At 76.4% G+C, this 24385-nt stretch carries 23 protein-coding genes and 1 pseudogene; 18 read left to right on the top strand and 6 right to left on the bottom strand.

Annotated elements, in window-relative coordinates; all coding sequences use genetic code 11:
• Positions 1-38: 38 nt before the first annotated feature.
• Positions 39-2729, top strand: a complete 2691-nt coding sequence (locus ABZ452_RS16890) for a LuxR C-terminal-related transcriptional regulator (RefSeq protein ID WP_357943503.1) — start codon at positions 39-41, stop codon at positions 2727-2729.
• Positions 2730-2806: 77 nt separating this feature from the next.
• A complete protein-coding gene (locus ABZ452_RS16885; protein ID WP_357943500.1) occupies positions 2807-3469 on the top strand; it encodes a methyltransferase domain-containing protein in 663 nt (220 codons plus the stop codon).
• A gap of 15 nt (positions 3470-3484) precedes the next feature.
• On the opposite strand, the gene ABZ452_RS16880 is transcribed toward ABZ452_RS16885, so the two are convergent.
• Both ABZ452_RS16880 and ABZ452_RS16875 read right to left on the bottom strand, forming a co-directional pair.
• Complete coding sequence (locus ABZ452_RS16880; protein WP_357943498.1) at positions 3485-4141, bottom strand: response regulator transcription factor; 657 nt, start codon at positions 4139-4141, stop codon at positions 3485-3487.
• Positions 4138-5280: a sensor histidine kinase gene (locus tag ABZ452_RS16875; RefSeq protein WP_357943496.1), complete on the bottom strand. Its 1143-nt coding sequence runs from the start codon at positions 5278-5280 to the stop codon at positions 4138-4140. The genes ABZ452_RS16880 and ABZ452_RS16875 overlap by 4 nt, the downstream gene beginning before the upstream one ends.
• Before the next feature lie 232 nt (positions 5281-5512).
• On the opposite strand from ABZ452_RS16875, the gene ABZ452_RS16870 reads away from it, so the two are divergent.
• The 5 genes from ABZ452_RS16870 (at position 5513) to ABZ452_RS16850 (ending at position 10822) form a co-directional block, all read left to right on the top strand.
• Positions 5513-7792 (top strand): FAD-dependent monooxygenase, encoded by a 2280-nt coding sequence (locus ABZ452_RS16870; RefSeq protein ID WP_357943494.1) that lies wholly within the window; start codon positions 5513-5515, stop codon positions 7790-7792.
• Positions 7789-8109 (top strand): antibiotic biosynthesis monooxygenase family protein, encoded by a 321-nt coding sequence (locus ABZ452_RS16865; RefSeq protein ID WP_357943492.1) that lies wholly within the window; start codon positions 7789-7791, stop codon positions 8107-8109. Before ABZ452_RS16870 ends, ABZ452_RS16865 begins: the two co-directional genes overlap by 4 nt.
• Complete coding sequence (locus ABZ452_RS16860) at positions 8106-9332, top strand: cytochrome P450 (protein ID WP_357943490.1); 1227 nt, start codon at positions 8106-8108, stop codon at positions 9330-9332. The genes ABZ452_RS16865 and ABZ452_RS16860 overlap by 4 nt, the downstream gene beginning before the upstream one ends.
• Before the next feature lie 40 nt (positions 9333-9372).
• Positions 9373-10038: a TcmI family type II polyketide cyclase gene (locus ABZ452_RS16855; protein ID WP_357943488.1), complete on the top strand. Its 666-nt coding sequence runs from the start codon at positions 9373-9375 to the stop codon at positions 10036-10038.
• Positions 10039-10141: 103 nt separating this feature from the next.
• On the top strand, positions 10142-10822 hold the full coding sequence (locus tag ABZ452_RS16850) for a DUF2238 domain-containing protein (RefSeq protein ID WP_357943486.1): 681 nt from the start codon (positions 10142-10144) through the stop codon (positions 10820-10822).
• Between the two features lie 8 nt (positions 10823-10830).
• Here ABZ452_RS16850 and ABZ452_RS16845 read toward each other — a convergent pair whose 3' ends face one another.
• On the bottom strand, positions 10831-10998 hold the full coding sequence (locus tag ABZ452_RS16845; RefSeq protein ID WP_357943484.1) for a hypothetical protein: 168 nt from the start codon (positions 10996-10998) through the stop codon (positions 10831-10833).
• A 220-nt stretch (positions 10999-11218) separates the two neighbouring features.
• Between ABZ452_RS16845 and ABZ452_RS16840 the strand changes: the two genes are divergently transcribed.
• Positions 11219-11602, top strand: a complete 384-nt coding sequence (locus ABZ452_RS16840) for a DUF1622 domain-containing protein (protein WP_357943482.1) — start codon at positions 11219-11221, stop codon at positions 11600-11602.
• A 16-nt stretch (positions 11603-11618) separates the two neighbouring features.
• On the opposite strand, the gene ygiD is transcribed toward ABZ452_RS16840, so the two are convergent.
• Positions 11619-12488: a 4,5-DOPA dioxygenase extradiol gene (ygiD, locus tag ABZ452_RS16835; RefSeq protein WP_357943480.1), complete on the bottom strand. Its 870-nt coding sequence runs from the start codon at positions 12486-12488 to the stop codon at positions 11619-11621.
• A 134-nt stretch (positions 12489-12622) separates the two neighbouring features.
• On the opposite strand from ygiD, the gene ABZ452_RS16830 reads away from it, so the two are divergent.
• From ABZ452_RS16830 to ABZ452_RS16805, 6 genes are all read left to right on the top strand, one after another.
• Positions 12623-14716 carry a heavy metal translocating P-type ATPase gene (locus tag ABZ452_RS16830; RefSeq protein ID WP_357943478.1) on the top strand — a complete coding sequence of 698 codons (2094 nt, stop codon included), beginning with the start codon at positions 12623-12625 and terminating at the stop codon, positions 14714-14716.
• Between the two features lie 98 nt (positions 14717-14814).
• Complete coding sequence (locus tag ABZ452_RS16825) at positions 14815-15210, top strand: MerR family DNA-binding transcriptional regulator (RefSeq protein WP_357943476.1); 396 nt, start codon at positions 14815-14817, stop codon at positions 15208-15210.
• On the top strand, positions 15207-15986 hold the full coding sequence (gene modA, locus ABZ452_RS16820) for a molybdate ABC transporter substrate-binding protein (RefSeq protein WP_357943474.1): 780 nt from the start codon (positions 15207-15209) through the stop codon (positions 15984-15986). The genes ABZ452_RS16825 and modA overlap by 4 nt, the downstream gene beginning before the upstream one ends.
• On the top strand, positions 15983-16783 hold the full coding sequence (locus ABZ452_RS16815; protein WP_357943472.1) for an ABC transporter permease: 801 nt from the start codon (positions 15983-15985) through the stop codon (positions 16781-16783). The genes modA and ABZ452_RS16815 overlap by 4 nt, the downstream gene beginning before the upstream one ends.
• Positions 16765-17841 (top strand): ABC transporter ATP-binding protein, encoded by a 1077-nt coding sequence (locus tag ABZ452_RS16810; RefSeq protein ID WP_357943706.1) that lies wholly within the window; start codon positions 16765-16767, stop codon positions 17839-17841. The genes ABZ452_RS16815 and ABZ452_RS16810 overlap by 19 nt, the downstream gene beginning before the upstream one ends.
• Before the next feature lie 96 nt (positions 17842-17937).
• Positions 17938-18216, top strand: coding sequence for a hypothetical protein (locus ABZ452_RS16805; RefSeq protein WP_357943470.1), 279 nt, complete (start codon positions 17938-17940; stop codon positions 18214-18216).
• 19 nt (positions 18217-18235) lie between these two features.
• On the opposite strand, the gene ABZ452_RS16800 is transcribed toward ABZ452_RS16805, so the two are convergent.
• Both ABZ452_RS16800 and ABZ452_RS16795 read right to left on the bottom strand, forming a co-directional pair.
• Positions 18236-19996 carry a sulfatase gene (locus tag ABZ452_RS16800; protein WP_357943468.1) on the bottom strand — a complete coding sequence of 587 codons (1761 nt, stop codon included), beginning with the start codon at positions 19994-19996 and terminating at the stop codon, positions 18236-18238.
• Positions 19997-20355: 359 nt separating this feature from the next.
• Positions 20356-21099: pseudogene (locus ABZ452_RS16795) on the bottom strand (CDP-alcohol phosphatidyltransferase family protein); the annotation flags it as partial.
• A gap of 53 nt (positions 21100-21152) precedes the next feature.
• Between ABZ452_RS16795 and ABZ452_RS16790 the strand changes: the two are divergent.
• The 4 genes from ABZ452_RS16790 to ABZ452_RS16775 are packed head-to-tail and all read left to right on the top strand — an operon-like array spanning position 21153 to position 24384.
• Entirely contained in the window at positions 21153-22130 is a 978-nt protein-coding gene (locus tag ABZ452_RS16790) for a dehydrogenase (protein ID WP_357943466.1), read from the top strand.
• 4 nt (positions 22131-22134) lie between these two features.
• Entirely contained in the window at positions 22135-22533 is a 399-nt protein-coding gene (locus ABZ452_RS16785) for a 6-carboxytetrahydropterin synthase (RefSeq protein WP_091259060.1), read from the top strand.
• Positions 22534-22537: 4 nt separating this feature from the next.
• Positions 22538-23575 carry a glycosyltransferase family 4 protein gene (locus tag ABZ452_RS16780; protein WP_357943464.1) on the top strand — a complete coding sequence of 346 codons (1038 nt, stop codon included), beginning with the start codon at positions 22538-22540 and terminating at the stop codon, positions 23573-23575.
• Positions 23572-24384, top strand: a complete 813-nt coding sequence (locus ABZ452_RS16775; protein WP_357943462.1) for an SAM-dependent methyltransferase — start codon at positions 23572-23574, stop codon at positions 24382-24384. The genes ABZ452_RS16780 and ABZ452_RS16775 overlap by 4 nt, the downstream gene beginning before the upstream one ends.
• Position 24385: the final 1 nt, after the last annotated feature.

The raw sequence follows: 24385 nt of genomic DNA, 5'->3' as shown, positions 1-24385 counted from the left end.
CTGGATGCATGGTTACTGCATTCAGAGTGCAAATAACCTTGCACGGCCGGGACGACGAGTGCCGGGCGGTCCGCGACCTGCTCGACGGGCCCGGCGGCGGCGCGCTGCTGTTCCACGGCGAGCCCGGTTCGGGTCGCAGCGCCCTGCTCGCGTACGCCCGGCAGCACGCCGGTGCGCGGGCGGTCCTCGCCGGCGCCGGGCTCGCCGACGAGGCGACCCTGCCGTACGCGGGCCTGCAACGCCTCCTCGACCCGGTCCTCGACCGGACCGGGTCGCTGCCCGAGCGGCAACGGCGGGTGCTGCGGCGCGTGCTCGCCGGGGGCGGCTGCCCGGACGCCCAGCGGCTGACCCTGGCCACCGCCGTGCTCGGCCTGCTCGCCGTCGCCGCCCCCGACCGCCCGCTGCTGTGCACGATGGACGACGTCGACGCCGGCGACCCCCAGACCGCCGGGACGCTCGCCGTCGTGGCCCGCCGGCTGAGCCGGCTGCCGGTCGCCCTCGTGCTCACCGCGGCCGGCGAGGCGGCGGCCGGTGACCTGCCCGCCCACCGGCTGCGCCCCCTCGACGAGGGGCAGTGCCGTGCCCTGCTCGCCGACCGGCGGTCCGCCCCACCACCGGCCACGGTGGCCGCCGAACTGGCGGCGGTGAGCGGCGGCAACCCGCGGGCGCTGGTCGACCTCGCCGGCGCGCTCACCCCCGGCCAGTGGCACGGGGACGAGCCGCTGCCCGCCACCCCGCCGGCCGACGGCACGCTGGGCGCCGCGTACCGCGCCCGCCTCGACCGGCTGCCGCCGGACACCCGGCAGGTGCTGCTGCTGGCCGCGCTCGACCGCCACGGGGACCCGGCCACGCTGGACCGTGCGGCGCGCGTCGCCGGCCTGGGCGTCGAGGCGCTCGCGCCGGCCGTGGCCGCCGGCCTGCTGCGCGCCGGCCCGGCGGGGGTGACCTTCCCGCACCCGCTGACCCGGACCATGATCGAGGCCGTCGCGCCGCTGGCCGACCGGCGTGCGGCACATCTGCTGCTGGCCCGGGCGCCGGGTGGCCGGTCGCTGCGCCGGGCCCTGCACCGCGCCGCCGCCACCGACGGCCCCGACCCGGCGCTGGCCGCAGAGCTGGAGGCGGCCGCCGCCGGCGCGGACGACCGGACCGAGGCGGCCGCCGCTCTGCGCCGCGCCGCCGAACTCAGCGACGACCCCGCCCGCGCCGCCGCCCGCACGGTCGCCGCCGCCCGCTGCGCCTGGACGGCCGGCCATCCCGACCAGGCCCGGCGGCTGCTCTCCGCGCCGCCCGCCGGCCCGGCCGCGACCGGCCCGGCCGACCTGCTGCGCGGCGAGATCCAGCTCCGCTGCGACGCGCCCTCCACGGCGGTCGCCACCCTGCTCGCCGCCGCCGAGGCGGTCGCGCCGGCCGACCGGGGGGCGGCTCTGCTCGGCCTGGTCCGGGCCGGCGAGGCCATCTGCCTCACCGGCGACCACTACCGGTACGCGGAGGTGGCGCGGCGGGCGTGGGCGCTGCGCCGGCCCGGGGACCCGCCGGACGTCGAGCTGCTGACCACGTTCGCGGCCGGGGTCGGGGCGACCCTGCGCGGCGACCACGAGCGGGGCGGGCCGGCGCTGCGCCGGGTCGTCGTCCTCGGCGGCCGGCTGACCGGGCCGGCGCTCACCCCGGCCGCCCTGGTCTGCGCCGCCGTGGCCGGGCTGCTGGTGGCCGTTGACGGAGCGGCGCACCGGCTCGCCGACCGCGCCGTCGAGCTGGCCCGGGCCCGCGGCGAGCGGTCCGTGCTGCCCCGGGCGCTGGAGCTGCGAGCGGTCGCCGAGTACTGGCTGGGCCGGCACGCCACGGCGACGGAGACCGCGAACGAGGGGCTGCGGGTCGCCCGTGCCACCGGCCAGCGGACCTGCGCCCGGGTCCACCTCGGCATCCTCGCCGTGCTGGCCGCGGTGCGGGCCGACCGGGCCACCAGCCTCGCCCGGATCGCCGAGATCGGCGACGGCGCCACCCCGGGCAGCCGCCCCTACGCGTACGCGCAGTGGGCGCTCGGCGTGCTCGACCTGGTCGACGGCCGGCACGCCGACGCGGCCACCCGGCTGGCCTCGCTCGCCCGGACCGGCACCGGCCGCGGCCAGGTCCTCGTGCAGGTGATGGCCACGCCGTACCTGGTCGAGGCGGCCGCCCACGACGGCCGGCGGCCCACCGCGGCGCTCGCCGTCTTCGACCGCTGGGCCAGCAGCACGGCGAGCCCGTCGCGCCGGGCCCTCTCCGCCCGCTGCCACGCGCTGCTCGCGCCCCGCGGCAGCGCCGAGGCCGAGCGGGAGTTCCGCGCGGCGCTGCGGCTGCACCCCACCGACACCGACCGGTTCGAGCGGGCCCGCACCGAGCTGCTGTTCGGCCGGGAACTGCGCCGGGCCCGCCGGCCGCGGGACGCCCGGGCCCACCTGCACCGGGCGCGGGAGACGTTCACCCTGCTCGGCGCGACCGTCTGGGCCGAGCGGGCCGGCGCGGAGCTGCGCGCGGCGGGGGAGTCGGTCGGGTCGGCGCAACAGCCGCCGGCGCAGCTGCTGACCGGCCAGCAACTGCACATCGCCCAATTGGTCGCCGAGGGGGCCACCAACCGGGAGATCGCCACCCGGATGTCGTTGTCCACCCGGACGATCGACCACCATCTGCGCAACATCTTCCACCGGCTCGGCGTGCGCTCCCGCACCGAACTGGCCCGCCTCTTCGCCTGAGGCGCGCGCCACCCTCCACGCGGTACGGTGCTGGGCGAGCCCGTTCCCGCCGGTGAACTCGTTGTCCAGGAGGTCTGGTGAGCGCACGCGACGACGAGGCGCACCGCGACGAGCCCGTCGAGGTCGACCACGGGCACGACTACGACGAGGTCTACCGCGACGCCGCCGACTCGGGCGGGCCGCCGTGGGACATCGGCGGCCCGCAACCGGCACTCGCCGAGGTGCTCGACCAGGGGGTCACGGGCCCGAAGGTGCTCGACATCGGCTGCGGCACGGGCGACCTCGCGATCGCCCTCGCCCGGCGCGGCCACCAGGTGACGGCGGTCGACATCTCGCGCGTGGCGATCGACCAGGCCCGCGCCAAGGCCGCCCGCGAGGGCCTGGCGGTGCACTTCGAGGTCCAGGACGCCACGGCCCTGTGCCTGCCGTCCGCGCCGTTCGACACGGTGTTCGACTCGGGCCTGCTGCACAGCCTCCACCGGTACGGCGCCGCCATGGACCGCTACCTCGCGTCGCTGCCGGGCCTGGCCGCGCCGGGCGCCACCGCCTTCGTGCTGGCGGTGTCACCGGCGGCGGGGCGCGGCTGGGGCATGACCGAGCGGGAGCTGCGGGCGAGCTTCGCCGGGCCGGAGTGGACCGGCACCGAGGTCAGGGAGATCGACGTGGTCGCGGAGACCGGCGGCCGCACGCTCCACCTGGCCGGTCACCTGCTCCGTACGGTCCGCGCGCTCGACACCTGACCACGACCGGGCCGGTCAGCCGCTCTCCACCACGCGGTTCTCCCACGCCCACGCGGCGACCTCGACCCGGTTGCGCAGACCCAGCTTGGTCTGGATGCCGGAGAGGTGGCTCTTGACCGTGCTCAGCGAGATGAACAGCTCGGCCGCGATCTCCCGGTTGGTACGGCCCCGCGCGATGGCCCGCACCACCTCGATCTCCCGCTCCGAGAGGTGGGACGCGGCGTTGCCGCCGGGCGGACCGCCGGCCGAGGTCACGTGCCTGAGCAGCCGCAGGGTCACCGACGGCGACACCAGCGCGTCGCCGTTGTGCGCGGCGCGGACCGCCTCCACGAGCAGCGCCGGCCCGGCGTCCTTCAGGATGAACCCGACCGCCCCGTTGCGGAGCGCGCCGTAGACGTACTCGTCCAGGTCGAAGGTGGTCACCACGACGACCCGCATCGGATGGGGGACCCCCGGACCGGCCAGCGCCCGGGTCACCTCGATGCCGTCCAGGCGGGGCATCCGGATGTCGACCAGGCAGACGTCCGGGCGCAGCCGGCGGGCCTGGGCGACGGCGTCGACGCCGTCGGACACCTCGGCCACCACGCTGATGTCCGGCTGGTCCTCGAGGATCAGCCGGAGGCCGCCGCGGACCATCGCCTGGTCGTCGGCGAGCAGCACCCGGATGGTCATCGTGCCGTCCTGGAGGGGAGGGGGAGGGTGGCCAGCACGGACCAGCCTCCGGCGGCGCGGGGACCGGCCCGCAGCGTGCCGCCGAGGGTCTGGACGCGCTCGCGCATCCCGATGAGACCGTACCCGCCGCGGTGGCCCTTCCGGGCCGGGGCCGGCGGCGCGTCGTCCACCACCTCCACCACGATCCCGTCCGCGTCCCGGTCGACGGTGACGGTGACCGACCGGGCGTGCGGGGCGTGCCGGGACACGTTGGTCAGCGCCTCCTGGACGATCCGGTAGACGGTGGTGGTCACCTCCGGGGGCCACTGCGCGGGCGGCTCGGCCAGGCGCAGCCGCACCGGCGGGCCGTGCCGGTCGAACCGCTCGACCAGGGCGCCGAGCTGCTCCGGACCGGGCGAGGCGGGCGCCGCGTCCGCGGTGTCGCGCAGCAGCCCGACCACCCGGCGCATCGCCGCGAGGGCCTCCGAGCCGGCCAGCTCGATCCCGGCCAGGGTGGCCGGCAGCTTCTCCGGGTGCCGGCCGGCGACCAGCTGGGCGGCCTGCGCCTGCACCACGATGCCGGTGACGTGGTGGGCGACCACGTCGTGCAGCTCGCGGGCCAGCTCCAGCCGCTCGTCCTGGCGTACCCGCTCGGCGGTCGCCTGGTTGCGGGCGTCGACCAGGCGCAGCGAGAGCCCGACCGCGACGGCGGCCAGCCAGGCCAGCCCGGTCAGTGCGGCCACCGAGGAGATGCCGGACGGGGACGGACGGGCGGCGAGCTGGCTGCCCACCACGAGGGCGAGGCCGGCGGCGCCCACCGCGCCCGCCGGCACCGGCGGAAGGGTACGCACCGCCGCCCCGACCAGCACCGCCAGGGCGAGCGCCAGGGCCGGGCCCGGTTCCGCCGGCAGGTGGGCCAGCCGGGCGACCAGCACGGTCACCGCCGCGGCGACCAGACCGGCCGCGGCCAAGCCGCCCCGGTGCCACCGGCGCAGCAGGGCGAACCCGCCCACCACGAGGGCGGCGAGCCCGCCGAACAGCCAGTAGCCGGCGCCCCAGGACTGCGCGACGGCGACGGCCTCGACGGCGAACGCGACCAGGAACGCGACGGCGAACCCCAGGTCCGCGGCCGCGCCGGCGAGCCGGTCCCAGATCCTCACCCGGCCCACGGTACGGAGGTCCGACCGGGACAGCGCGGACCCGGGCCCCGGGCGGCCCGGTCGTAGCGGCCTCCCGTCCCCGTGGCGTCACCGGGTGGGGACGTCGCGGGGGCCGTCCGTGACGGCCGGTTGACGCGGCCTCCGGCAGGGTCGCAGCGCGACGACGTGGTGGCCCGGGCAGCACCGGACACCGCAGCTCCACCGTCTCCCGCAGGCCGTCGAAGGGGACTTCATGATCAGGACGATGCTCCGGCTGCGCGCGCGTCCGGGCTGCGAGCCCGCCGTGCGGTCCGCCTGGGGGACGGTCGCGGGGCAGGTCGCCGGGCTGGCCGGCAACCTCCGGCAGGAGCTGCTGCTCGACGCGCTGGACCCGCGCGGGTTCGTCGTCGTCACCGAGTGGGCCGACGAGGCGGCGCTGCGGGCGTACCGGGACGGGCCCGTCGCCGCGCGGCTGGCCGAGCTGGTCCGGCCGCTGACCGAGCCGGCCGGCCCGGCCGACTACCCCGTGCTGCGGGAGCACGGCACGGGTGACTCGACGGTCTACGTGGACGTCGAGCTGACCGTGCCGGCGCCCCGGCTCGCCGAGTTCCACCGCGGCTACCCGGAGGTCCGGGCGCGGATGGCCGGGATACCCGGGTACCGGCGCGAGCAGCTGCTGCGCGAACCCGGGTCGGACGTGCACCACATCTTCGCCGAGTGGAACAGCGCGGGGGAGTTCCTCCGCTGGATCGCCGACCCGGCCCACGCCTCCGCGCAGGCCGGGCCCATCGCGCCGTTCCTTCTCGACATCCGGCGCCGCCTGTTCCACGTCGTGCCCGACGGGGGCGGCCGGCGACAACCCACCACCGGCAGGGAGGCCGACGTGCACAGGACAACGGACGTACTGGTCGTCGGGGCGGGGCCCGCCGGGCTGACCGCCGCCGTCGAGCTGGCCCGGCGGGGCGTCGACTGCCGGGTGATCGACAAGCTGGCCACCCCGGCCGGGCAGGCGGACAAGGCCATCGGCGTGCACTGCCGCACCATGGAGATCTGGGAGGAGCAGGGCGTCGTCCGGGAGGCCATGGACGCCGGCATCTGGCTCACCGGCAACATGGTCTTCGTCAACGGGGCGGAGACCCACCGGATGAGCTGGGAGCTGCCCGGCCTGCCGTACGCGCACCTCGGCCTGCCCCAGTACGAGACCGAGCGCATCCTCACCGCCCGGCTGGCCACCCTCGGGGTGCGCCCCCAGCGTGGCGCCGAGCTGGTCGACTTCACCCAGGACGACGACGGCGTGACGGCCACCGTCACCACGGCCGACGGCGGCACCGAGACGGTGCGCGCCAAGTACCTGGTCGGCTGCGACGGCGCGCACAGCCGGGTCCGGGAACTGCTCGGGCTCACCTTCACCGGCGGGCTGGGCCGGTTCCCCCAGCTGTTCATGCTCGGCGACGTCGACGTGGACTGGGACATGCCCGACGGGCACCTGCTGCGGTTCCTGCACGAGACCGACGGCCGGATGGACGGGATGCTGGTCTGCGTCCCGCTGCGCGGCGAACGCCGGTACCGGATCGCCACCCTGGCCCCGCCCCGGTTCTTCGCGCAGACCGGCGGGCAGGACGCCCCGCCCGGGTTCAGCGCGGAGCTGGGCGCACCGACCCTGGCCGACGTCCAGGCCGCCCTCGACCACCTCGCCCCGCCCGGCACCCGCGCCTCGAACCTGCGCTGGTCGTCGGTGTTCCGGATCAGCCACGGCATCGTGGACCGCTACCGCGACGGCCGGGTGTTCGTGGTCGGCGACGCGGCCCACCTGCACCCGCCGGCCGGCGGCCAGGGCATGAACACCGGCATCCAGGACGCCTGGAACCTGGCCTGGAAGCTGGCCCTCGCGGTCCGCGGGATCGCCGCGCCCGGCCTGCTGGACAGCTACGAGACCGAGCGGCGGCCGGAGGGCGAGGAGATCGTCGGCCGCGCCGTGCGGATGGCGTTCACCGACGAGCTGGACCGCGAGGACCTGAAGCGGCAGTTCCTCCAGGAGATGTCCATGCTGCTCAGCTATGCGGGCAGCCCGCTGGTCGGCGAAACCGTGTCCGATCCGGACGCGCTGGGCGAGGCCCCCCGCCCCGGCGACCGCGCCCCCGACGTGGACGGGCTGCTGCGGCGCGGCGTCGGCCATCCGCTGCGGCTGCGCGACCTGACCCGCGGCACCCGGCACACGCTGCTGCTCTACGCCGACGCGTCGGCCGACGAGGCGGCGCTGGGCGCGATCGCCGAGCTCTGCGCCGACGTGCGGCGGCAGACGGCCGGGGAGGTCGACGCGTACCTGCTGCTCAGCCCGGACGCCGCCGAGCCGCAGCTGCTCGACCCGCCCGCGGTGTGCGACGCCGACGGCCGGTTCCGCGCCGCGTACGGGCTGGCCGGCAGCGGGCTGTACCTGGTCCGCCCGGACGGGCACGTCGGCTTCCGCAGCCAGCCCGTCGACGCCGACGCGCTCCGCAAGCACCTGCACCTGGTGTTCGGGGGTGCCCGGTGACCCGGGTGCGCACGGTGCTCGCCATGCGGACCCGGGAGGGCTGCGAGGAGCGCTTCGAGTCGGAGTGGCGCACCGCGGCCGAGGAGATCCGCACGCTGGACGGCTGCCTGCACCAGGACCTGGTCCGCGACGCCGAGGACCCGCGTAGCTACCTGATCATCAGCGACTGGGTGGACCGCGAGCGGCTGGACGCCTTTGGCCGCAGCGAGCACCGGGACCGGCTGCTGCGCATCATCCGCGAGCTGCGTGAATCCGCGCAGCGGCACACCTACCAGGTGCTGCACAGCGTGGGCAGCGCACCGGAGGAGGACCGATGACCGAGGACGCCGTGCCGGCGGGCGAGCTCTACACCGATGAGTTCGCCGCCGACCCCTACCCGACCTTCGCCCGGCTGCGCAACGACCGGCCGGTGTGCCCGGTCAGCTCCCCGCGCTTCGACTCCTGGCTGATCACCCGCTTCGACGACGCCCGGACGGCGCTGACCGACCCGCGGCTGTCCAAGGACCTCTACGGTCCCGGCCAGCACTACCTGCGGATCTTCGGCCCGAACTCGGAGGGGTTGAACCGCAACATGCTCAACTCCGACCCGCCCGAGCACACCCGGCTGCGCCGGGTGGTGTCCCAGGCGTTCGCCCCGCGGCGGATCGAGGCGCTGCGGCCGCGGGTGGCGCAGGTCATCGACCACCTGATCGACAAGATGCTCCCGCAGGGCCAGGCCGAGCTGATGCACGACTTCGCCATCCCGCTGCCCATGACGGTCATCTGCGAGCTGCTCGGGGTGCCGCCGGCCGACCACGACCGGGTGCTCGACTGGACCCAGGTGATCCGCACCTCCGGCTCGACCCGGCGGCCGCCCCAGGAGGAGCGGGCGGCCGTGCAGGAGGCCCAGCTGCGCCTGCACCACTACTTCGCGGACCTGGTGCGGGCCAAGCGCGGCGACCCGGCGGACGACATCATCGGGGCGCTCATCGACGCGGTCGACCGCGACGGGACGCTCTCCGAGGCGGAGCTGGTGACCACCACGTTCCTGCTGGTGTTCGCCGGGCACCAGACCACCGCGGACTTCCTCGGCAACGCGGTGCTCGCCCTGCTCACCCACCCCGAGCAGCTCGAGATGCTGCGCGCCACGCCCCAACTGCTGCCGGCGGCGATCGAGGAGCTGCTCCGGTTCGACGGCCCGCTGCCCGTGGCCAGCCCGCGCATCGCCACCGAGGACATCGAGTACGAGGGGGTGTGCATTCCGCGCGGCTCCATCGTCGGCGTGGCGATCAACGCGGCGAACCACGACCCCGCCCACTTCGCCGACCCCGACCGGCTGGACCTGCGCCGGGTCCGCGGCCCGCACCTGGGCTTCGGGCACGGCGTGCACTACTGCCTCGGCGTCTCGCTGGCTCGGATGGAGGCGCAGATCGCGCTCGCCGCGCTGCTGCGCCGGCTGCCCGGACTGCGGCTCGGCGTGCCCCTCGACGAGGTACGCCGGCTGCCGGCCGCGTCGCCGTTCCGCGGCCTGCTGGAGCTGCCGGTCACCTTCGCCACCTGAGCCTCCCACCCGCCCACCCGAACCCAACCAAGGAGCAGCCATGGTCTTCCGGAACGTGATCGTCTGCCACATGGTCCCCGGCAGCGACAAGATCGTCGGGGATGTCTTCGGCCACTACGACCAGGCCACCCGGCCGCAGGACCTCGGGGTCATCGGGCGCATCCTGCTGTCCCACCACGACCTCTACATCCACGTCATCGAGCGCGAGCAGGACCCGAGGATCTCCGGCCAGACCCGGGGGCTGCCCGCGTTCCAGAAGATCGCCGAGGCGATCGGCCCGTACGTGACGCCGTACCCGCGGTACTGGAAGAACCCGTCCGACTCGGTGGCCAAGGAGTTCTACCACTGGGCCCCGGAGGGGGAGCCGCCCGCGGACACCACGCTGACCGTGATCGTCGGGCGGATCAAGCCAGGCGCCGAACCGGACGTGGCGCGGGTCTTCGCCGAGTCCGACGCCGGCTCGCTGCCGGCCGAGCTGGGCGTCACCGGGCGCTGGCTCTACTCGATCGACGACGTCTACGTCCACCTGCTCGAACAGGAGGCGTCGGCCGCCGAGGCGACCCGGAACAACCACGACACCAAGCCGGTCTTCGCAAAGGTGATGCAGGACCTCGCGCCCTACGTCAGCCCGTACCGCCCGGAGGAGTGGCACGGCCCGCAGGACTCGGTGGCCACCGTGTTCTACCGCTGGCAGGCACAGGACTGAGCGGCCCGGCGGGGGCGCCGGGAGGCGCCCCCGCCGTTGCTATCGTCGTCCTCTCCGGACGGCGCCGGGCCGCACCGGGTGGAACGTGGACAGGCGGTCGCCGGTGCCCCGAGCACGCACAGTCGTCCCACCGGCGCTGCTGGTCCTCGTCGTCGCCGCCCTCGTGGCCTCCGGCATCCGGCCGTACGACCGGCTCACCTGGCTGCTGGAGACGGTCTGGGTGCTCGTCGGCGTCCCGCTGGTGCTGGTCACCTGGCGGCGGTTCCCGCTGACCACCCTGCTCTGCTGCCTGCTCGCCGCGCACGCGCTGATCCTCGTGGTCGGCGGCCACTACAGCTACGCGCGCACGCCGGTCGGCGACTGGGCGCGGGAGACGTTCCACCTGTCCCGCAACCCGTACGACCGGCTCGGCCACTTCGCCCAGGGCTTCGTGCCGGCGATCCTGGTCCGCGAGATCCTGGTCCGCCGGTCGCCGCTGCGCGGCAGCCGCTGGCTCGCCCCGCTGGTGGTCTGCGCTTGCCTGGCGTTCAGCGCCCTCTTCGAGATGATCGAGTGGTGGGCGGCGCTGGCCGGCGGCTCGGCGGCCGACGACTTCCTCGCCACCCAGGGCGACGTCTGGGACACCCAGTGGGACATGTTCCTGGCGCTGGTCGGCGCGATCACCTCGCTGGCGCTGCTGAGCCGCCTGCACGACCGCCAGTTGCCGGTCCCGGCGCCGGTCGCCCCGCCGGGCGCCGCCGCCGATGCCCGGGCGGCCCGGACCGGCCTGTCGCCGGAACCCTGAGCGGGGGCTCACTCGTCGCCGACGGGCTCCGACTCGCCGTCGTGCTCGTACCGCGGGGTCAGGTGCTCGTCGGGCTGCGGCGCCTGGGCCAGGTTGTGGTGCGGGTCGCCGTCCGCGGAGTACAGGACGTCGTCGGTCTTCTTGCTCTTCTCCTGGTCCTCTTCCGGCTGCGTCACGTCCGCTCCTCGCCAGCTGCCGTCGGTGACCGCCCGCCGGAGCGGGACGGTCGGGTCCGAGTCCCACCCTAGGCGCGGCGGCGGGCGGCGGTAGGCGAATGCCGGCGAGCCCGCCGCCCGGGCGGGCTCGGACGAAAGCCGCCCGCCGGCAGCGGCGATGCGACAGGGTGGTGCTGCGGACGGCGCGTGCGGGGCGCCACCGGCGGCGCGGGGGTGACGGGTGCCGACGAAGGAGATCATCCAGCACATCGGCACGCTCCTGGACCTGGCCGGGGTGCTGGTCATCGCGGTCGGCGTCGCGATCGCCACGGTCGTCTTCGGGCTGCGCTGGTGGCGCACCCGGCAGGTCGTCGAGCACTACCGGTCCTACCGGCAGGGGGTGGGGCGGGCCATCCTGCTCGGCCTGGAGTTCCTCGTCGGCGGGGACATCATCCGGACCGTGGCGGTCTCGCCCACCTTCACCAGCGTCGGGGTGCTGGCGCTGATCGTGCTGGTCCGGACGTTCCTCAGCTTCTCGCTGGAGGTGGAGCTGGACGGCCGCTGGCCCTGGCAGGGCAGGAGCCCGCTGGGCGGCGCCGGCGTGACCGCCCGGCCGGAGCGCTGAGGACGCGGAACCGGGTTCAGATGTTGGCGGAGTCGGCCGGGACCCCGCCGGGCAGCGACGGTGCCCCGGCCGCCGGCTGCTCGCCCCGGCAGCGCAGCCCGAGGGTGTAGGCCGTCATCGACAGCGACCCGTACGCGTAGCCGTCGACCAGCACGTCGGGGCGGTCCCCGGCGGCGCCGGCCAGCCCCGCCAGGTAGAGCAGCGGGATGAAGTGGTCCGGCGTCGGCACCGCGAGGTCGAAGTCCCGGTGCCCGTCCAGCCGGGCCGCCTCGGTCGGCGCGTCCTGGACCGTCTCCCGGGCGGCGTCGTCGAAGCGGCGCGCCCAGTCGAAGCCCTCGTCGGCCAGCCGCGGGTCGACGCCGCCCAGGTTGTGCACGACGTTGCCGCTGGCCACCACCAGCACGCCGCGCTCGCGCAGCGGGGCGAGCCGGGCGCCGAGGTCGAGGTGGTAGTCGAACGGCTTGAACGCGTTGATGCTGAGCTGCACCACCGGGATGTCGGCGTCGGGGAACGCGTGCGTGAGCACCGACCAGGTGCCGTGGTCGATGCCCCAGGAGTCCACGTCGGCGCCGACCCAGGTGGGGTGCACCACGTCGCTGATCTCCTCGGCCAGCTCCGGCAGCCCGGGCGCCGGGTAGCGCACGTCGAAGAGTTGCTGCGGGAAGCCGTAGAAGTCGTGGATGGTGCGCGGCCGGGGCATCGCGGTGACCGCGGTGGCGCCGATGTACCAGTGCGCGGAGACCACCAGGATGGCGCGGGGCCGGGGCACCGACCGGCCGAACTCCCGCCAGGCGGCGCTGTAGCGGTTGACCTCGAGGGCGTTCATCGGGTTGCCGTGCCCGAAGAACGCCGCCGGCAGCACCGTCTGGGTGTTCTGCTCGCTCATGTCACTCCCGGGGCCGGCCCTGCCCCCGAGGCTAACCCGCGGGCCCCTCGGCTGTCCGGCCACCGGGCCGGGGCGGGACCGGGAGTTGGCGCATACCCCCTAGGGGTATATGGTGGCGGCGGAGGTGGAGTTCGATGGACCACGAACACGGGCACCACGGCGCGGGGCACGACACGCACGAAGGCCACGACACGCACGACGGCCACGACACGCACCGGGGGCACGACAAGCACGCGGGGCACGACCCCGAGCAGTTCCGCCGCAAGTTCTGGCTGAGCCTGGCGTTGACCGTGCCGATCGTGCTGACCAGCCACATGGTCATGGACTGGCTCGGCTACTCGCTCGACTTCCCGGGCGTCCGCTGGGTCGGCCCGGCCCTCGGCACGATCGTCTTCTTCTACGGCGGCTGGCCGTTCCTGGTCGGCGGCGTCCGCGAGGTGCGCGACCGGGCGCCGGGCATGATGCTGCTGATCTCGATGGCGATCACAGTCGCGTACCTGGCGTCGGCGGCCACCAGCCTCGGCCTGTTCGACCTGGACTTCTGGTGGGAGCTGGCCGCCCTGGTCACCATCATGCTGCTGGGGCACTGGCAGGAGATGAAGGCGATCGGGCAGGCCCAGGGCGCCCTGGCGGCGCTCGCCGCGCTGCTGCCCGACGACGCCGAACGTCTCGACGAGTCCGGCGCCGTGCACCGGGTGCCGGTGGCGGACCTGCGGGTCGGTGACCTGGTGCTGGTCCGCTCCGGCGGCCGGGTCCCGGCCGACGGCCGGATCGTCGACGGCGCCGCCGAACTGGACGAGTCGATGATCACGGGGGAGTCCCGACCGGTGCCGCGCGCCGTCGGGGACCGGGTGGTCGCCGGCACCGTGGCCACCGACTCGGCCCTTCGAGTACGCGTCGAGGCCGTCGGCGAGGACACCGCGCTCGCCGGCATCGGCCGCCTCGTCGCCCAGGCCCAGTCCTCCGGCGGCCGCGCGCAGGTGCTCGCCGACCGGTTCGCGGCGCTGCTGTTCTACGTGGCGGCCGTCGCCGGCCTGGCCACCTTCGCGGCCTGGCTGGTGCTCGGCGACACCGACCAGGCCGTGGTCCGGACCGTGACGGTGCTGGTGATCGCCTGCCCGCACGCCCTCGGCCTGGCCATCCCGCTGGTCGTGGCGCTCTCCACGGCGCTCTCCGCGCGCGCCGGCATCCTGGTGAAGGACCGGCTCGCCCTGGAACGGATGCGCACCGTCGACGCGGTGCTGTTCGACAAGACCGGCACCCTCACCAAGGGGCGGCACACCCTGACCGGGGTGACCGCCACCGGCGGGCTGGACGACGACGCCGCGCTGCGCCTCGCGGGCGCGGTCGAGGCGGACAGCGAGCACCCGCTCGCCCGGGCCCTGGTCACGGCCGCGCAGGACCGGGGCCTGCGGGCGTCCGCCCGGGACTTCCGCTCGCTGACCGGCCGGGGCGTACGTGCCACGGTGGACGGCACCGACTGGGCGGTGGGCGGCCCGGCCCTGCTGCGCGAGCTGGGCGCCGACGTCCCCGGCGAGCTGGCGCGTGCGGCGGAGGGCTGGTCGCGGCGGGGCGCCGCCGTGCTGCACCTGGTCCGGCTGCCCGACGCCGGCCGCCCGGAGGTGGTCGGCGCGTTCGCCCTGGAGGACGAGGTGCGTCCCGAGGCCCGCGCGGCCATCGCCGAACTGCGCGAGCAGGGGGTGAAGAAGATCGTCATGATCACCGGGGACGCCCGGCCGGTCGCCGAGGCGGTCGCCGCCGACCTGGGCTTCCGCCCCGGCGTGGACGAGGTCTTCGCCGAGGTGCTGCCCGCCGACAAGGACAAGGCGGTCACCGAGCTCCAGTCCCGCGGGCTGACCGTGGCCATGGTCGGCGACGGGGTCAACGACGCCCCGGCCCTCGCCCGTGCCGACGTGGGCGTGGCCATCGGCGCCGGCACCGACGTGGCGATCGAGTCCGCCGGGGTGGTGCTGGCCAGCTCCGACCCGCGCGGGGTCACCGGCGTGATCCGGCTGTCCCGGGCGTCGTACCGGAAGATGCGGCAGAACCTGGCCTGGGCGGCCGGCTACAACGTGGTGGCCATCCCGCTCGCCGCCGGGGTCCTGGCCTGGGCGGGCGTCGCGCTCAGCCCGGCCGTCGGCGCGGTGCTCATGTCCGCCTCCACCATCGTGGTGGCGCTCAACGCCCAGCTGCTCCGGCGGGTCCGGCTCACCCCGACGGGCGACTAGAACCACCGCAGTTACGGCTGCCGTGGCCCCTCGCTCCTGGCGGATGCGAGGGGCCGCGCGGCTTCACACCCGCACCTGCGAGCCGCTAGGGTGGCCGCGTGACGGTGTTCCGGATCGGCGAGGCCGCCGAACTGCTCGGGGTCAGCGCGGACACGGTCCGCCGCTGGATCGACGCCGGGCGGCTGCCCGCCACCCGCGACGAGCACGGCCACCGGGTGCTCGACGGCGCCGACCTGGCCGCGTTCGTCCGCGCACCGGGCCACCCCGAGCTCTCCTCGGCCCGCAACCGGCTGCGCGGCATCGTCACGGCCGTCGTCAAGGACACCGTGATGGCCCAGGTCGACATCCAGGCCGGGCCGTTCCGGATCGTGTCGCTGATGAGCCGCGAGGCGGTCGACGACCTCGACCTCCAGGTCGGCTCGGTGGCCGTCGCCGTGATCAAGTCGACCACCGTCGTGGTGGAGCGCGCGCCGAAGGGAAGGACCAGCCCGTGACCGCACGGTGGAAACGCGCCGCCCTGGCCGGGCTGGCCGCGCTGACCCTGGGCGCCACCGGCTGCGGCGCCGGCGACGACCCGGCCGCCGGCACGGGCGGCACGGTGACCGTCTTCGCCGCCGCCTCGCTCACCGGGTCCTTCACGAAGCTCGGTAAGGACTACGAGGCCGCCCACCCCGACACCCGGGTCGTCTTCAACTTCGCCGGCAGCTCGGCGCTCGCCACCCAGATCACCCAGGGCGCGCCGGCCGACGTGTTCGCGGCCGCCTCGCCGGCCACCATGAAGACCGTCACCGACGCGGGCGACGCCGCCGGGACACCGGCCGTCCTGGTCCGCAACCAGCTCGTCATCGCCGTACCGGAGGGCAACCCGGACCGGGTCGCCGGCCTGGCCGACCTGGCCCGGCCCGCGGTGAAGGTGGCGCTCTGCGCCGAGCAGGTGCCGTGCGGCGCGGCGGCGCGGACCGCCCTCGCCGCGGCCGGCGTGCGGCTCACCCCGGCCACCCTCGAACAGGACGTCAAGGGCGCCCTCGCGAAGGTGAAGTTGGGCGAGGTCGACGCGGCGCTGGTCTACCGCACCGACGTGCGGGGCGCCGCCGAACTGGACGCCGTCGAGTTCCCCGAGTCGGCCCGGGCGGTCAACGACTACCCCGTCGCGGTCCTCACGCACGCCGCCAACCCGGCCGGGGCCCGCGCCTTCGTCGACTACGTCCGCTCCGCCGCCGGCCTGGCCGTGCTCACCGCCGCCGGGTTCCAGGCCCCGCCGAGCCGGTGACGCGACCCCCGCGCCGCCGGCAGCGGGTGCCGCTGGCCCTGCTGCTCCCCGCCGGGCTCGGCCTGCTCTTCCTCGTCCTGCCGCTGGCCGGGCTGCTGGTCCGGGCACCCTGGACCACGCTGCCCCGGCGGCTCGCCCAGCCCGGCGTGCTCACCGCGCTGCGGCTGTCGCTGGAGACCGCCACCGCCGCCACGCTGCTCTGCGTCGCGCTCGGCGTACCCCTGGCCTGGCTCCTGGCCCGGGTCGAGTTCCGCGGCCGGCGGCTGGTCCGCGCGCTGGTCACCGTGCCGCTGGTGCTGCCGCCGGTGGTCGGCGGGGTGGCGCTGCTGCTGGTCTTCGGCCGGCGCGGGCTGCTCGGGTCCTGGCTGGACGCCACCTTCGGGGTGAGCCTCCCGTTCACCACCGCCGGAGTGGTGCTGGCCGAGGCGTTCGTGGCCATGCCCTTCCTCGTCATCGCCGTCGAGGGCGCGCTGCGCGGCGCCGACCCCCGCTACGAGGAGGCGGCGGCCACCCTCGGCGCCGGGCGCTGGACCACCTTCACCCGGGTCACCCTGCCGCTGGTCGCCCCCGGGGTGGCGGCCGGCGCGGTGCTCTGCTGGGCCCGCGCGCTCGGCGAGTTCGGCGCCACCATCACCTTCGCCGGCAACTATCCGGGCCGGACGCAGACCATGCCGCTCGCCGTCTACCTGGCGCTGGAGACCGACGTGCAGGCCGCCATCGTGCTCAGCCTCATCCTGCTCACCGTCTCCGTGGCCATCCTGGCCGGGCTGCGCGACCGCTGGGTCGGTGTGACGTGACGGCCCCGCCTCTGCTCGACGCACACCTGGTCGCCGACCGGGGCGCGTTCCACCTCGACGTCCGGCTGCGCATCGGCGCCGGGGAGGTGGTGGCGCTGCTCGGCCCGAACGGGGCCGGCAAGACCACCGCGCTGCGGGCCCTCGCCGGGCTGCACCCGCTCGGCGCCGGGCACCTCACCCTCGGCGGCGTCGACCTCGACCGCCCCGACCGGCGGGTGTGGACGCCGCCCGAGCGGCGCCCGGTGGGCGTGGTGTTCCAGGACTACCTGCTCTTCCCGCATCTCAGCGCACTCGACAACGTGGCGTTCGGGCCGCGCCGCCGGGGCGCCGACCGGCGGGCCGCCCGGGCCCGGGCGCAGGGCTGGCTGGACCGGGTCGGCCTGGCCGGGCAGGCCCGGCACAAGCCACGCCAGCTCTCCGGCGGGCAGGCCCAGCGGGTCGCCCTGGCCCGCGCGCTCGCCGTCGAGCCCACCCTCCTGCTGCTCGACGAGCCGCTCGCCGCGCTCGACGCCGGGGCCCGGCTCGACACCCGCGCCGAACTCCAGCGCCACCTCGGCGCGCACCCCGGCGCCACCCTGCTGGTCACCCACGACCCCCTGGACGCCCTGGTGCTCGCCGACCGGCTGGTCATCGTCGAGCGGGGGCAGGTGGTCCAGGAGGGCGACGCGGCGAGCGTCACGGCCCGCCCCCGCACCGACTACGTGGCCCGGCTGGTCGGGCTCAACCTGCACCGCGGGCAGGCCGACGGGCACGCCGTCACGGTCGGCGGACTCACCCTCACCACGGCGGACACCGTACGGGGAGAGGCGTTCGTCGCGTTCCCGCCGGCCGCCGTCGCGCTGCACCCGGCCCGCCCGGACGGCAGCCCCCGCAACGTCTGGCCGGCCACCGTCACCGGGGTGCAGCGGCACGGCGACAACCTGCGGGTGCAGCTCGCCGGGCCGGTCGACGTGGCCGCCGACGTCACCCCGGCCGCGGCCGCCCACCTCGGGCTGCGCCCCGGCCAGCCGGTGTGGGCGGCGGTCAAGGCGGCGGAGACCCGCGCGTACCCGGCGTGACGCACGCCGCTGGTCGCTCCGTCCCGGCCGGTGGGAGGTTTGACGCCGGCCCGGCCGGTCACTGAACAGGGAGAGCGATCACGAAGGGGGAACGGGGTGCCCGAGACGACACGGTTCCGGTCCAGTCAGGACGTCGACCTGCCGGACGACGTCACCGACCCGCTGCTCTGGCGGACGGCGTACGACGTGGCCGCCGCGCACCAGCCCGACGCGGCGGGGCGCTGCACCAGCCTGCTGTGCGCCGGGCGGAGCGCGCCCTGCGAGCCGATGGACAACGCCCGCCGGGCGATGCGGCTGGCCCGCGGCGGCACGCGGCGCGCCGAGTTCCGCGAGACCCGCGGCCGGACCGCCCGCGACCGGCGCCGGGCGGCCTGAGCCGGTCCGGGGCGCGGCCTCAGTGCGCGGGGGAGAAGGCGGCGAGGAAGCGGTCCCGGAAGGCGTCCATCCGCCACACCGGGGCCTGCGGACCGGGGCGCAGCCCGTCCTGCCAGCCCCAGTCGGCGACCCGGTCCAGCACGGCCGGGTCCTTCGCCACGATGGTGATCGGCACGTCGTGACCGGCGCCCTCGCCGGTCACCGAGGCCGCCGGCTGGTGGTCGCCGAGGATGACCAGCACCAGGTTGTCCCCGCCGGAGGTCAGCACGTACGACACCAGGGTGCCGAGGCTGTACTCGATGGAGTGCGCGTAGTCGGCGCGGACCTGGGCGGCGTCCCGTTGCCCGATGTCCCGGTTGCCCGCGGTGCTCGTGGACGCCGTGTGGAAGATGGTGCCGTCACCGACCGCGGCCCAGGGCACCGGCTTCGGGATGGCCGACCAGGGGGAGTGGCTGGACACCAGCGGGATCTCCGCCATCAGCGGGGCGTGCGGGCGGTCCCGCTCCAGCCGCTGGAAGGTGGCCAGGGTGTACTGGTCGGGCATCGGCGCGTAGCTGAACTTCGGGCCCTGGTAGGCCAGCTTCTCGGCGTCGTAGTACCGGTCGTAGCCGAAGAACTTCCCCTCCGGCCAGGGCTGGGTGGCGGCGGGGAACACGCCGACGGTCTGCCACCCGGCCCGGTGGAACGCGCCGCCGAGGGTGAGCCGGTCGCCGGCCAGCAGGTCCCGGTGCCGCTGGTCGTTGTCGATCCACAGCCCGGAGAGCAGGGTGGCGTGCGCCAGCCAGCTGCCGCCGCCGAAGGTGGGCGAGGTGAGGAAGCCGCTGCGGGCGTCGTAGCCGGCCGCCCGCAGCCGGCGGTAGCCGTCGTCGAGCACCGCGTTCACGCCCGGCGCGAGCGCCGGATCCTCCACGGCGTCCCGGCCGTAGCTCTCCACGAAGGTGACCAGCACGTCCTTGCCGCGCAGCCCGGTCAGCAGCCGGTCGCCGGACACGTCCCGGTAGGCGTCGGCCGTCAGCTCCCCGGCGAACGCGGCCCGGTCGCGCAGGCCGGCCCGCACCTGGCCGACGTGCGACGCCACCAGGGTGCTCGCCGTCCGGTCGGCGACCGGCACGCCGGCGGCGAGGCGTACCCCGAACAGGGCGCAGCCCAGCCACACCACGGCCAGCGCGGCGACCACCCGCGCCGCGCCGGTGCGGTGTCGCGCCACGAGCCGGGTCAGCCGCCGCGCCGCGAGCGCCACGAGCACCGGCAGGCCGGCCACCAGCAGCACCACTCCGACCGCCGCGGCGACGGCGGTGGCCGGCCCGGCCGAGTCGGCCAGGTAGCCGTAGCCGTCGTCGAACAGCCTCCAGTCGAGCAGCACGTCGAACGGACGGTCCCGGGCCACGAAGAACCCCGTGTCCAGCAGCTTGACCACGTTCAGCAGGCCCAGCACCAGGCCGAGCGCCACGGCGGCCGGCCGGCGGGCCCGGTCCGGAAGGACGAGCAGCAGCGCCACCGCGACCAGGGCCTCCACCGGGATCCGCAGCACCGCTCCCGGCCCGGCCTGGGCCAGCCGGTCCGGTGCGACCAGCGCCGCCACCACCAGCAGCGCGGCCAGCACGGTGAGGACCCCGGCGGCGGCCCGACGGGTGGGCGAGGCGTGCCGCGCCGGACCGGCGGGCAGCGCCGCGTCGCCGGGTGGCGCGGCTTCCTCGCCCGGCGTCGGCGGGGACGCCTCGGTGTCCAGGGCGGGGGTGGCCGGGCCGGCCGGCCGGCGGAGACGGATGCGCAGTGCCACGGCGGGGGTCCTTCGGCGAGGGGAGGGAGGGGTCAGGCCGGCTGGTGGGCGACGATCCGGACGGCCACCGGCACTGGACGCGGGGGCGCGTCCGCCGGTGGTGCCCCGGGACCGCCCGCGCCGGCGGGCGCCCACCGCACCGGGCCGGCCACCGCGGGACCGGGCACCCGGGCCGGCAGGTCGGCCGGACCGGTGCCGGCGGTCCAGGACGGGACGGCGCCAACGCCGGGCCCGAGGCCCAGCGCGGATCCGCCGCCCAGGACGCCCGGCGCGGCCACCACGGGTCGGACGCCCGGCGCGGGCAGCGTGGTCGAGGTGGGGGTGGCGGCGGCCGCCGCCGGGACGAGCTCGACGGCCGGGACGGGCCGGGCCGCCGGGGCGACCGGGCGGCGCCGCCACAGCCAGGTGACGTCGCGGGCGAACGACTCGACCAGCAGGACCAGCGCGCCGGCGACCAGCGCCCCGGTGGCCGCCGGCGGCAGCAGGCCGCTCGCCGCCACCGCGAGGACCACGCCCTGCGTCGCCGCGACCACCTTCCGCCAGAACCGGGGCGGCAGCATGCCGCTCATCCAGGGCAGCGGCCAGCTCGCCGCCACGAAGGCGTACCGCATCCCGCCGATGACCAGCACCCAGGCACCGACCGACGGGGCGAGGTGCACGCTGAGCACCAGGAGCAGGAAGGAGTCGACCTCCATGTCGAAGCGGGCGCCCAGCGCGCTCACCGTGCCGGTGCGCCGGGCCACCTGGCCGTCCACCGCGTCCAGCGCCAGCGCCACCGCGGTGAGCGGGACCAGCACGGCCACCGGCGCCGGCCCGCCGTCGACGACCAGGGCGAGCACCCCGCCGACCAGCAGCGCCCGGGCCAGCGTCACCCGGTCGGCCGGGCCGAGCCGGTCCGCGCCGGCCGCCCGCAGGCCGCGCCGGAGCAGCCCGCAGACCACCCCGGCGTACGCGAGGCCGGCCAGCCAGCCCGCCGCGCCGAGGCCCACCGTGCCGGCGAGCCCGGCCAGCAGGACGAACTGCACGATCAACCCGACCAACGGGCCATTTCGAACCGTGGACACCCTGCCTCCGTGTCTATGATCGACAACCCTGTCAGTCATCACGGGAAATTCGGCCGTCCGGTTCGGTCCGGATGCGGAAAAGAGGAGAATTCGTGACCGGTGAGGCTCGCGCCTTCTGGCTCCGCGCCCCCGGCGAGGGTGAGCTCCGCCCGGTCGCGCTCGCTCCGCCCGGCCCCGGCGAGGTGCTGGTCCGCGCCCGCTACTCCGGCGTCAGCCGGGGCACCGAGACCCTGGTCTTCACCGGCCGGGTCCCCGCCGACCAGCACGCCGCCATGCGCGCCCCGTTCCAGGAGGGCGACTTCCCGGCCCCGGTGAAGTACGGCTACCTGAGCGTCGGCACCGTCGAGGCCGGGCCGGCGGAGCTGCGTGGGCGTACCGTCTTCTGCCTGCACCCGCACCAGACCGCGTACGTGGTGCCGGCCGACGCCGTGGTGGTCGTACCCGATCAGGTGCCGGCGGCCCGCGCGGTGCTGGCCGGCACCGTGGAGACCGCGGTGAACGCGCTCTGGGACGCCGCGCCGCTGGTCGGCGACCGGGTCACCGTGGTCGGCGGCGGCATGGTCGGCTGCTGCGTGGCCGCTGTGCTGGCCCGCTTCCCCGGGGTCCGCATCGAGCTGGTCGACGCCGACCCGGCCCGGGCGGGGGTTGCCGCGGCGCTCGGCGTCGACTTCGCGCTGCCCGCCGACGCGGCCGGCGACCGGGACCTCGTGGTGCACGCCAGCGCCACCGCCGAGGGGCTGCAACGTGCCCTGGAGCTGCTCCGCCCGGAGCGCACCGTGCTGGAGCTGAGCTGGTACGGCGACCGCCCGGTCACCCTCGCCCTGGGCGGGGCGTTCCACTCGAAGCGGCTGGGCATCCGCAGCAGCCAGGTCGGCACCGTGTCGCCCCGGCGCGCCGACCGCAGCTACGCCGACCGGCTCGCGGTGGCCCTGGACCTGCTCGCCGACCCGGCGTTCGACGCCCTGCTCACCGGCCGGTCCCCCTTTGCCGACCTGCCCGACGTGCTGGACCGGCTCGCCTCGGGCCGGCTCCCCGCGCTCTGCCACCTCATCACCTACGACGAGGAGTGATCTCGTGTTCAGCGTCACCGTCCGGGACCACATGATGGTTGCCCACAGCTTCCGCGGCGAGGTGTTCGGCCCGGCCCAGCGGCTGCACGGCGCGACCTTCGTGGTCGACGCCACCTTCCGCCGGCCGGAGCTGGACGCCGACGGGATCGTGGTCGACATCGGCCTGGCCACCGAGCAGCTCAAGGCCGTGCTCGGCGCCCTCACCTACCGCAACCTGGACGACGAGCCGGACTTCGCCGGGGTGAACACCACCACCGAGGTGCTGGCCCGGACGGTGGCGGACCGGCTGGCCGAGGCGGTGCACGACGGGCGGCTCGGCGAGGGGGCGCGCGGCCTGGCCGGGATCACCGTGACCCTGCACGAGTCGCACGTCGCCTGGGCCAGCTACGAGCGGTCGCTGTGACCGGATGACGGTCGTGCACGTGGTGCTCCCGGGCGACATCGACGACCCGGCGAGCCCCAGCGGCGGCAACGGATACGACCGCCGTGCCTGTCACGAGCTGGCCGCGCTCGGCTGGACCGTGCGGGAACACCCGGTGCCGGGCGGCTGGCCGCACCCCGGGCCGCCGGACCGGGCCGCGCTGGCCGCCGTGCTCAGCGCGCTGCCCGACGGCGCGGCCGTGTTGCTCGACGGGCTGGTGGCCTCGACCGTGCCCGAGGTGCTGGCCGCGCACGCCCGGCGGCTGCGCCTCGTGGTGCTCGTGCACCTGCCGCTGGAGGACGAGGTCGAGGGCCGGGCCCTCGCCGCGGCGACGGCCGTCGTCACCACCAGCGACTGGACCCGCCGCCGGCTGCTCGATCGCTACCGGCTCGCCCCCGGCCGGGTGTCGGTCGCCCCGCCCGGGGTCGACCCGGCGCCGGTCGCCCCCGGCTCGCCGGACGGGGCCCGGCTGCTCTGCGTCGCGGCGGTCACCCCGCTCAAGGGGCACGACGTGCTCGCGGCCGCCCTGGCCCGGGTCACCGACCTGCCCTGGACGTGCGACCTGGTCGGCCCGCTCACCCGCGACCCGGACTTCGTCGCGCGGCTGCGCCGGCGGCTCGCCGGCGCCGGCCTCGCCGACCGGGTCCGACTGGCCGGCCCGTGCACCGGCCCCGACTTGGCCGCCGCGTACGCCGCCGCCGACCTGCTGGTGCTGCCGTCGCGCCGGGAGACCTACGGGATGGTGGTGACCGAGGCGCTGGCGCGGGGCGTACCGGTGCTGGCCAGCGACACCGGCGGCCTGCCCGGGACGCTCGGGCGCGCCGCGGACGGCGACCGGCCCGGCCTGCTGGTGCCCCCGGCGGACCCGGCCGCGCTGGCCGGCGCGCTGCGCCGCTGGCTCACCGAGCCGGACCTGCGGGACCGGCTGCGCCGCGCCGCCCGGCAGCGGCGGGACACCCTCACCGGCTGGCCGGTCACCGGGGACCGGCTGGCCGCAGCCCTCAAGGAGGCCACAGCGGCATGACCACCTCGCTCCTTCCCCCCGACTTCGCGGACTGGCTGCGGCTGCGTGAACCCGCCGACGCGGCCGCCCGCTCGACCGAGCTGCTCGACGCGGTCCGCGACGGGCTGCCCGCCGACCGGCCGTTGATCGTGCACGACCTGGGCAGCGGCACCGGGTCGATGGCCCGCTGGCTCGCCCCGCGCCTGCCCGGCCCGCAGCGCTGGGTGCTGCACGAACGCGACGCCGACCTGCTGGCGCTGGCCGCCGCAGGGCAGGTCGTCGCCGCCGACGGCAGCCCGGTCACCGTGCTGACCCGCGACTCCGACATCACCCGGCTGGACGCCGCCGACCTGGCCGACGCCCACCTGGTCACCGCCTCGGCGCTGCTGGACATGCTCACCGCCGAGGAGGTCGAACGGATCGCGGCGGCCTGCGCCGGCCACCCCACGCTGTTCGCGATCACCGTGCTGGGCCGGGCCCGGTTCACCCCCGCCGACCCGCTCGACGCCGAGTTCGAGGCCGCGTTCAACGCCCACCAGCGGCGCACGGCCGACGGTCGCGCCCTGCTCGGCCCGGACGCCGTGGACGCCACCGTGGCGGCCTTCCGCCGCCGGGGCGTGGCGGTGCGGGTCCGGCCCAGCCCGTGGCGCCTCGGACCGGAGCAGGCCGCGCTGACCGCGGAGTGGCTGGTCGGCTGGCTCGACGCGGCCGTGGAGGAGCGGCCGGACCTGGCCGGTGTGGCCGGGGCGTACCGGGATCGGCGGCTCGCCGAGGCGGCGGACGGCCGGCTGCGGGTGGTGCTGCACCACGCCGACCTGCTCGCCGGGTGAA

It is taken from the genome of Micromonospora sp. NPDC005707, from assembly GCF_040631005.1.
GTDB lineage: Bacteria > Actinomycetota > Actinomycetes > Mycobacteriales > Micromonosporaceae > Micromonospora.
The sequence above is the reverse complement of the archived record's forward strand: the minus strand, read 5'-3'. Positions and strand labels throughout refer to the sequence as shown.

Bases quoted from the DNA above. Each gene is read 5' to 3' on its own strand.
- ygiD (WP_357943480.1), bottom strand. From the start codon at position 12,488: ATGAGCGAGCAGAACACCCAGACGGTGCTGCCGGCGGCGTTCTTCGGG.
- ABZ452_RS16860 (WP_357943490.1), top strand. From the start codon at position 8,106: ATGACCGAGGACGCCGTGCCGGCGGGCGAGCTCTACACCGATGAGTTC.
- ABZ452_RS16780 (WP_357943464.1), top strand. From the start codon at position 22,538: ATGACGGTCGTGCACGTGGTGCTCCCGGGCGACATCGACGACCCGGCG.
- ABZ452_RS16775 (WP_357943462.1), top strand. From the start codon at position 23,572: ATGACCACCTCGCTCCTTCCCCCCGACTTCGCGGACTGGCTGCGGCTG.
- ABZ452_RS16880 (WP_357943498.1), bottom strand. From the start codon at position 4,141: ATGACCATCCGGGTGCTGCTCGCCGACGACCAGGCGATGGTCCGCGGC.
- ABZ452_RS16870 (WP_357943494.1), top strand. From the start codon at position 5,513: ATGATCAGGACGATGCTCCGGCTGCGCGCGCGTCCGGGCTGCGAGCCC.
- ABZ452_RS16830 (WP_357943478.1), top strand. From the start codon at position 12,623: ATGGACCACGAACACGGGCACCACGGCGCGGGGCACGACACGCACGAA.
- ABZ452_RS16855 (WP_357943488.1), top strand. From the start codon at position 9,373: ATGGTCTTCCGGAACGTGATCGTCTGCCACATGGTCCCCGGCAGCGAC.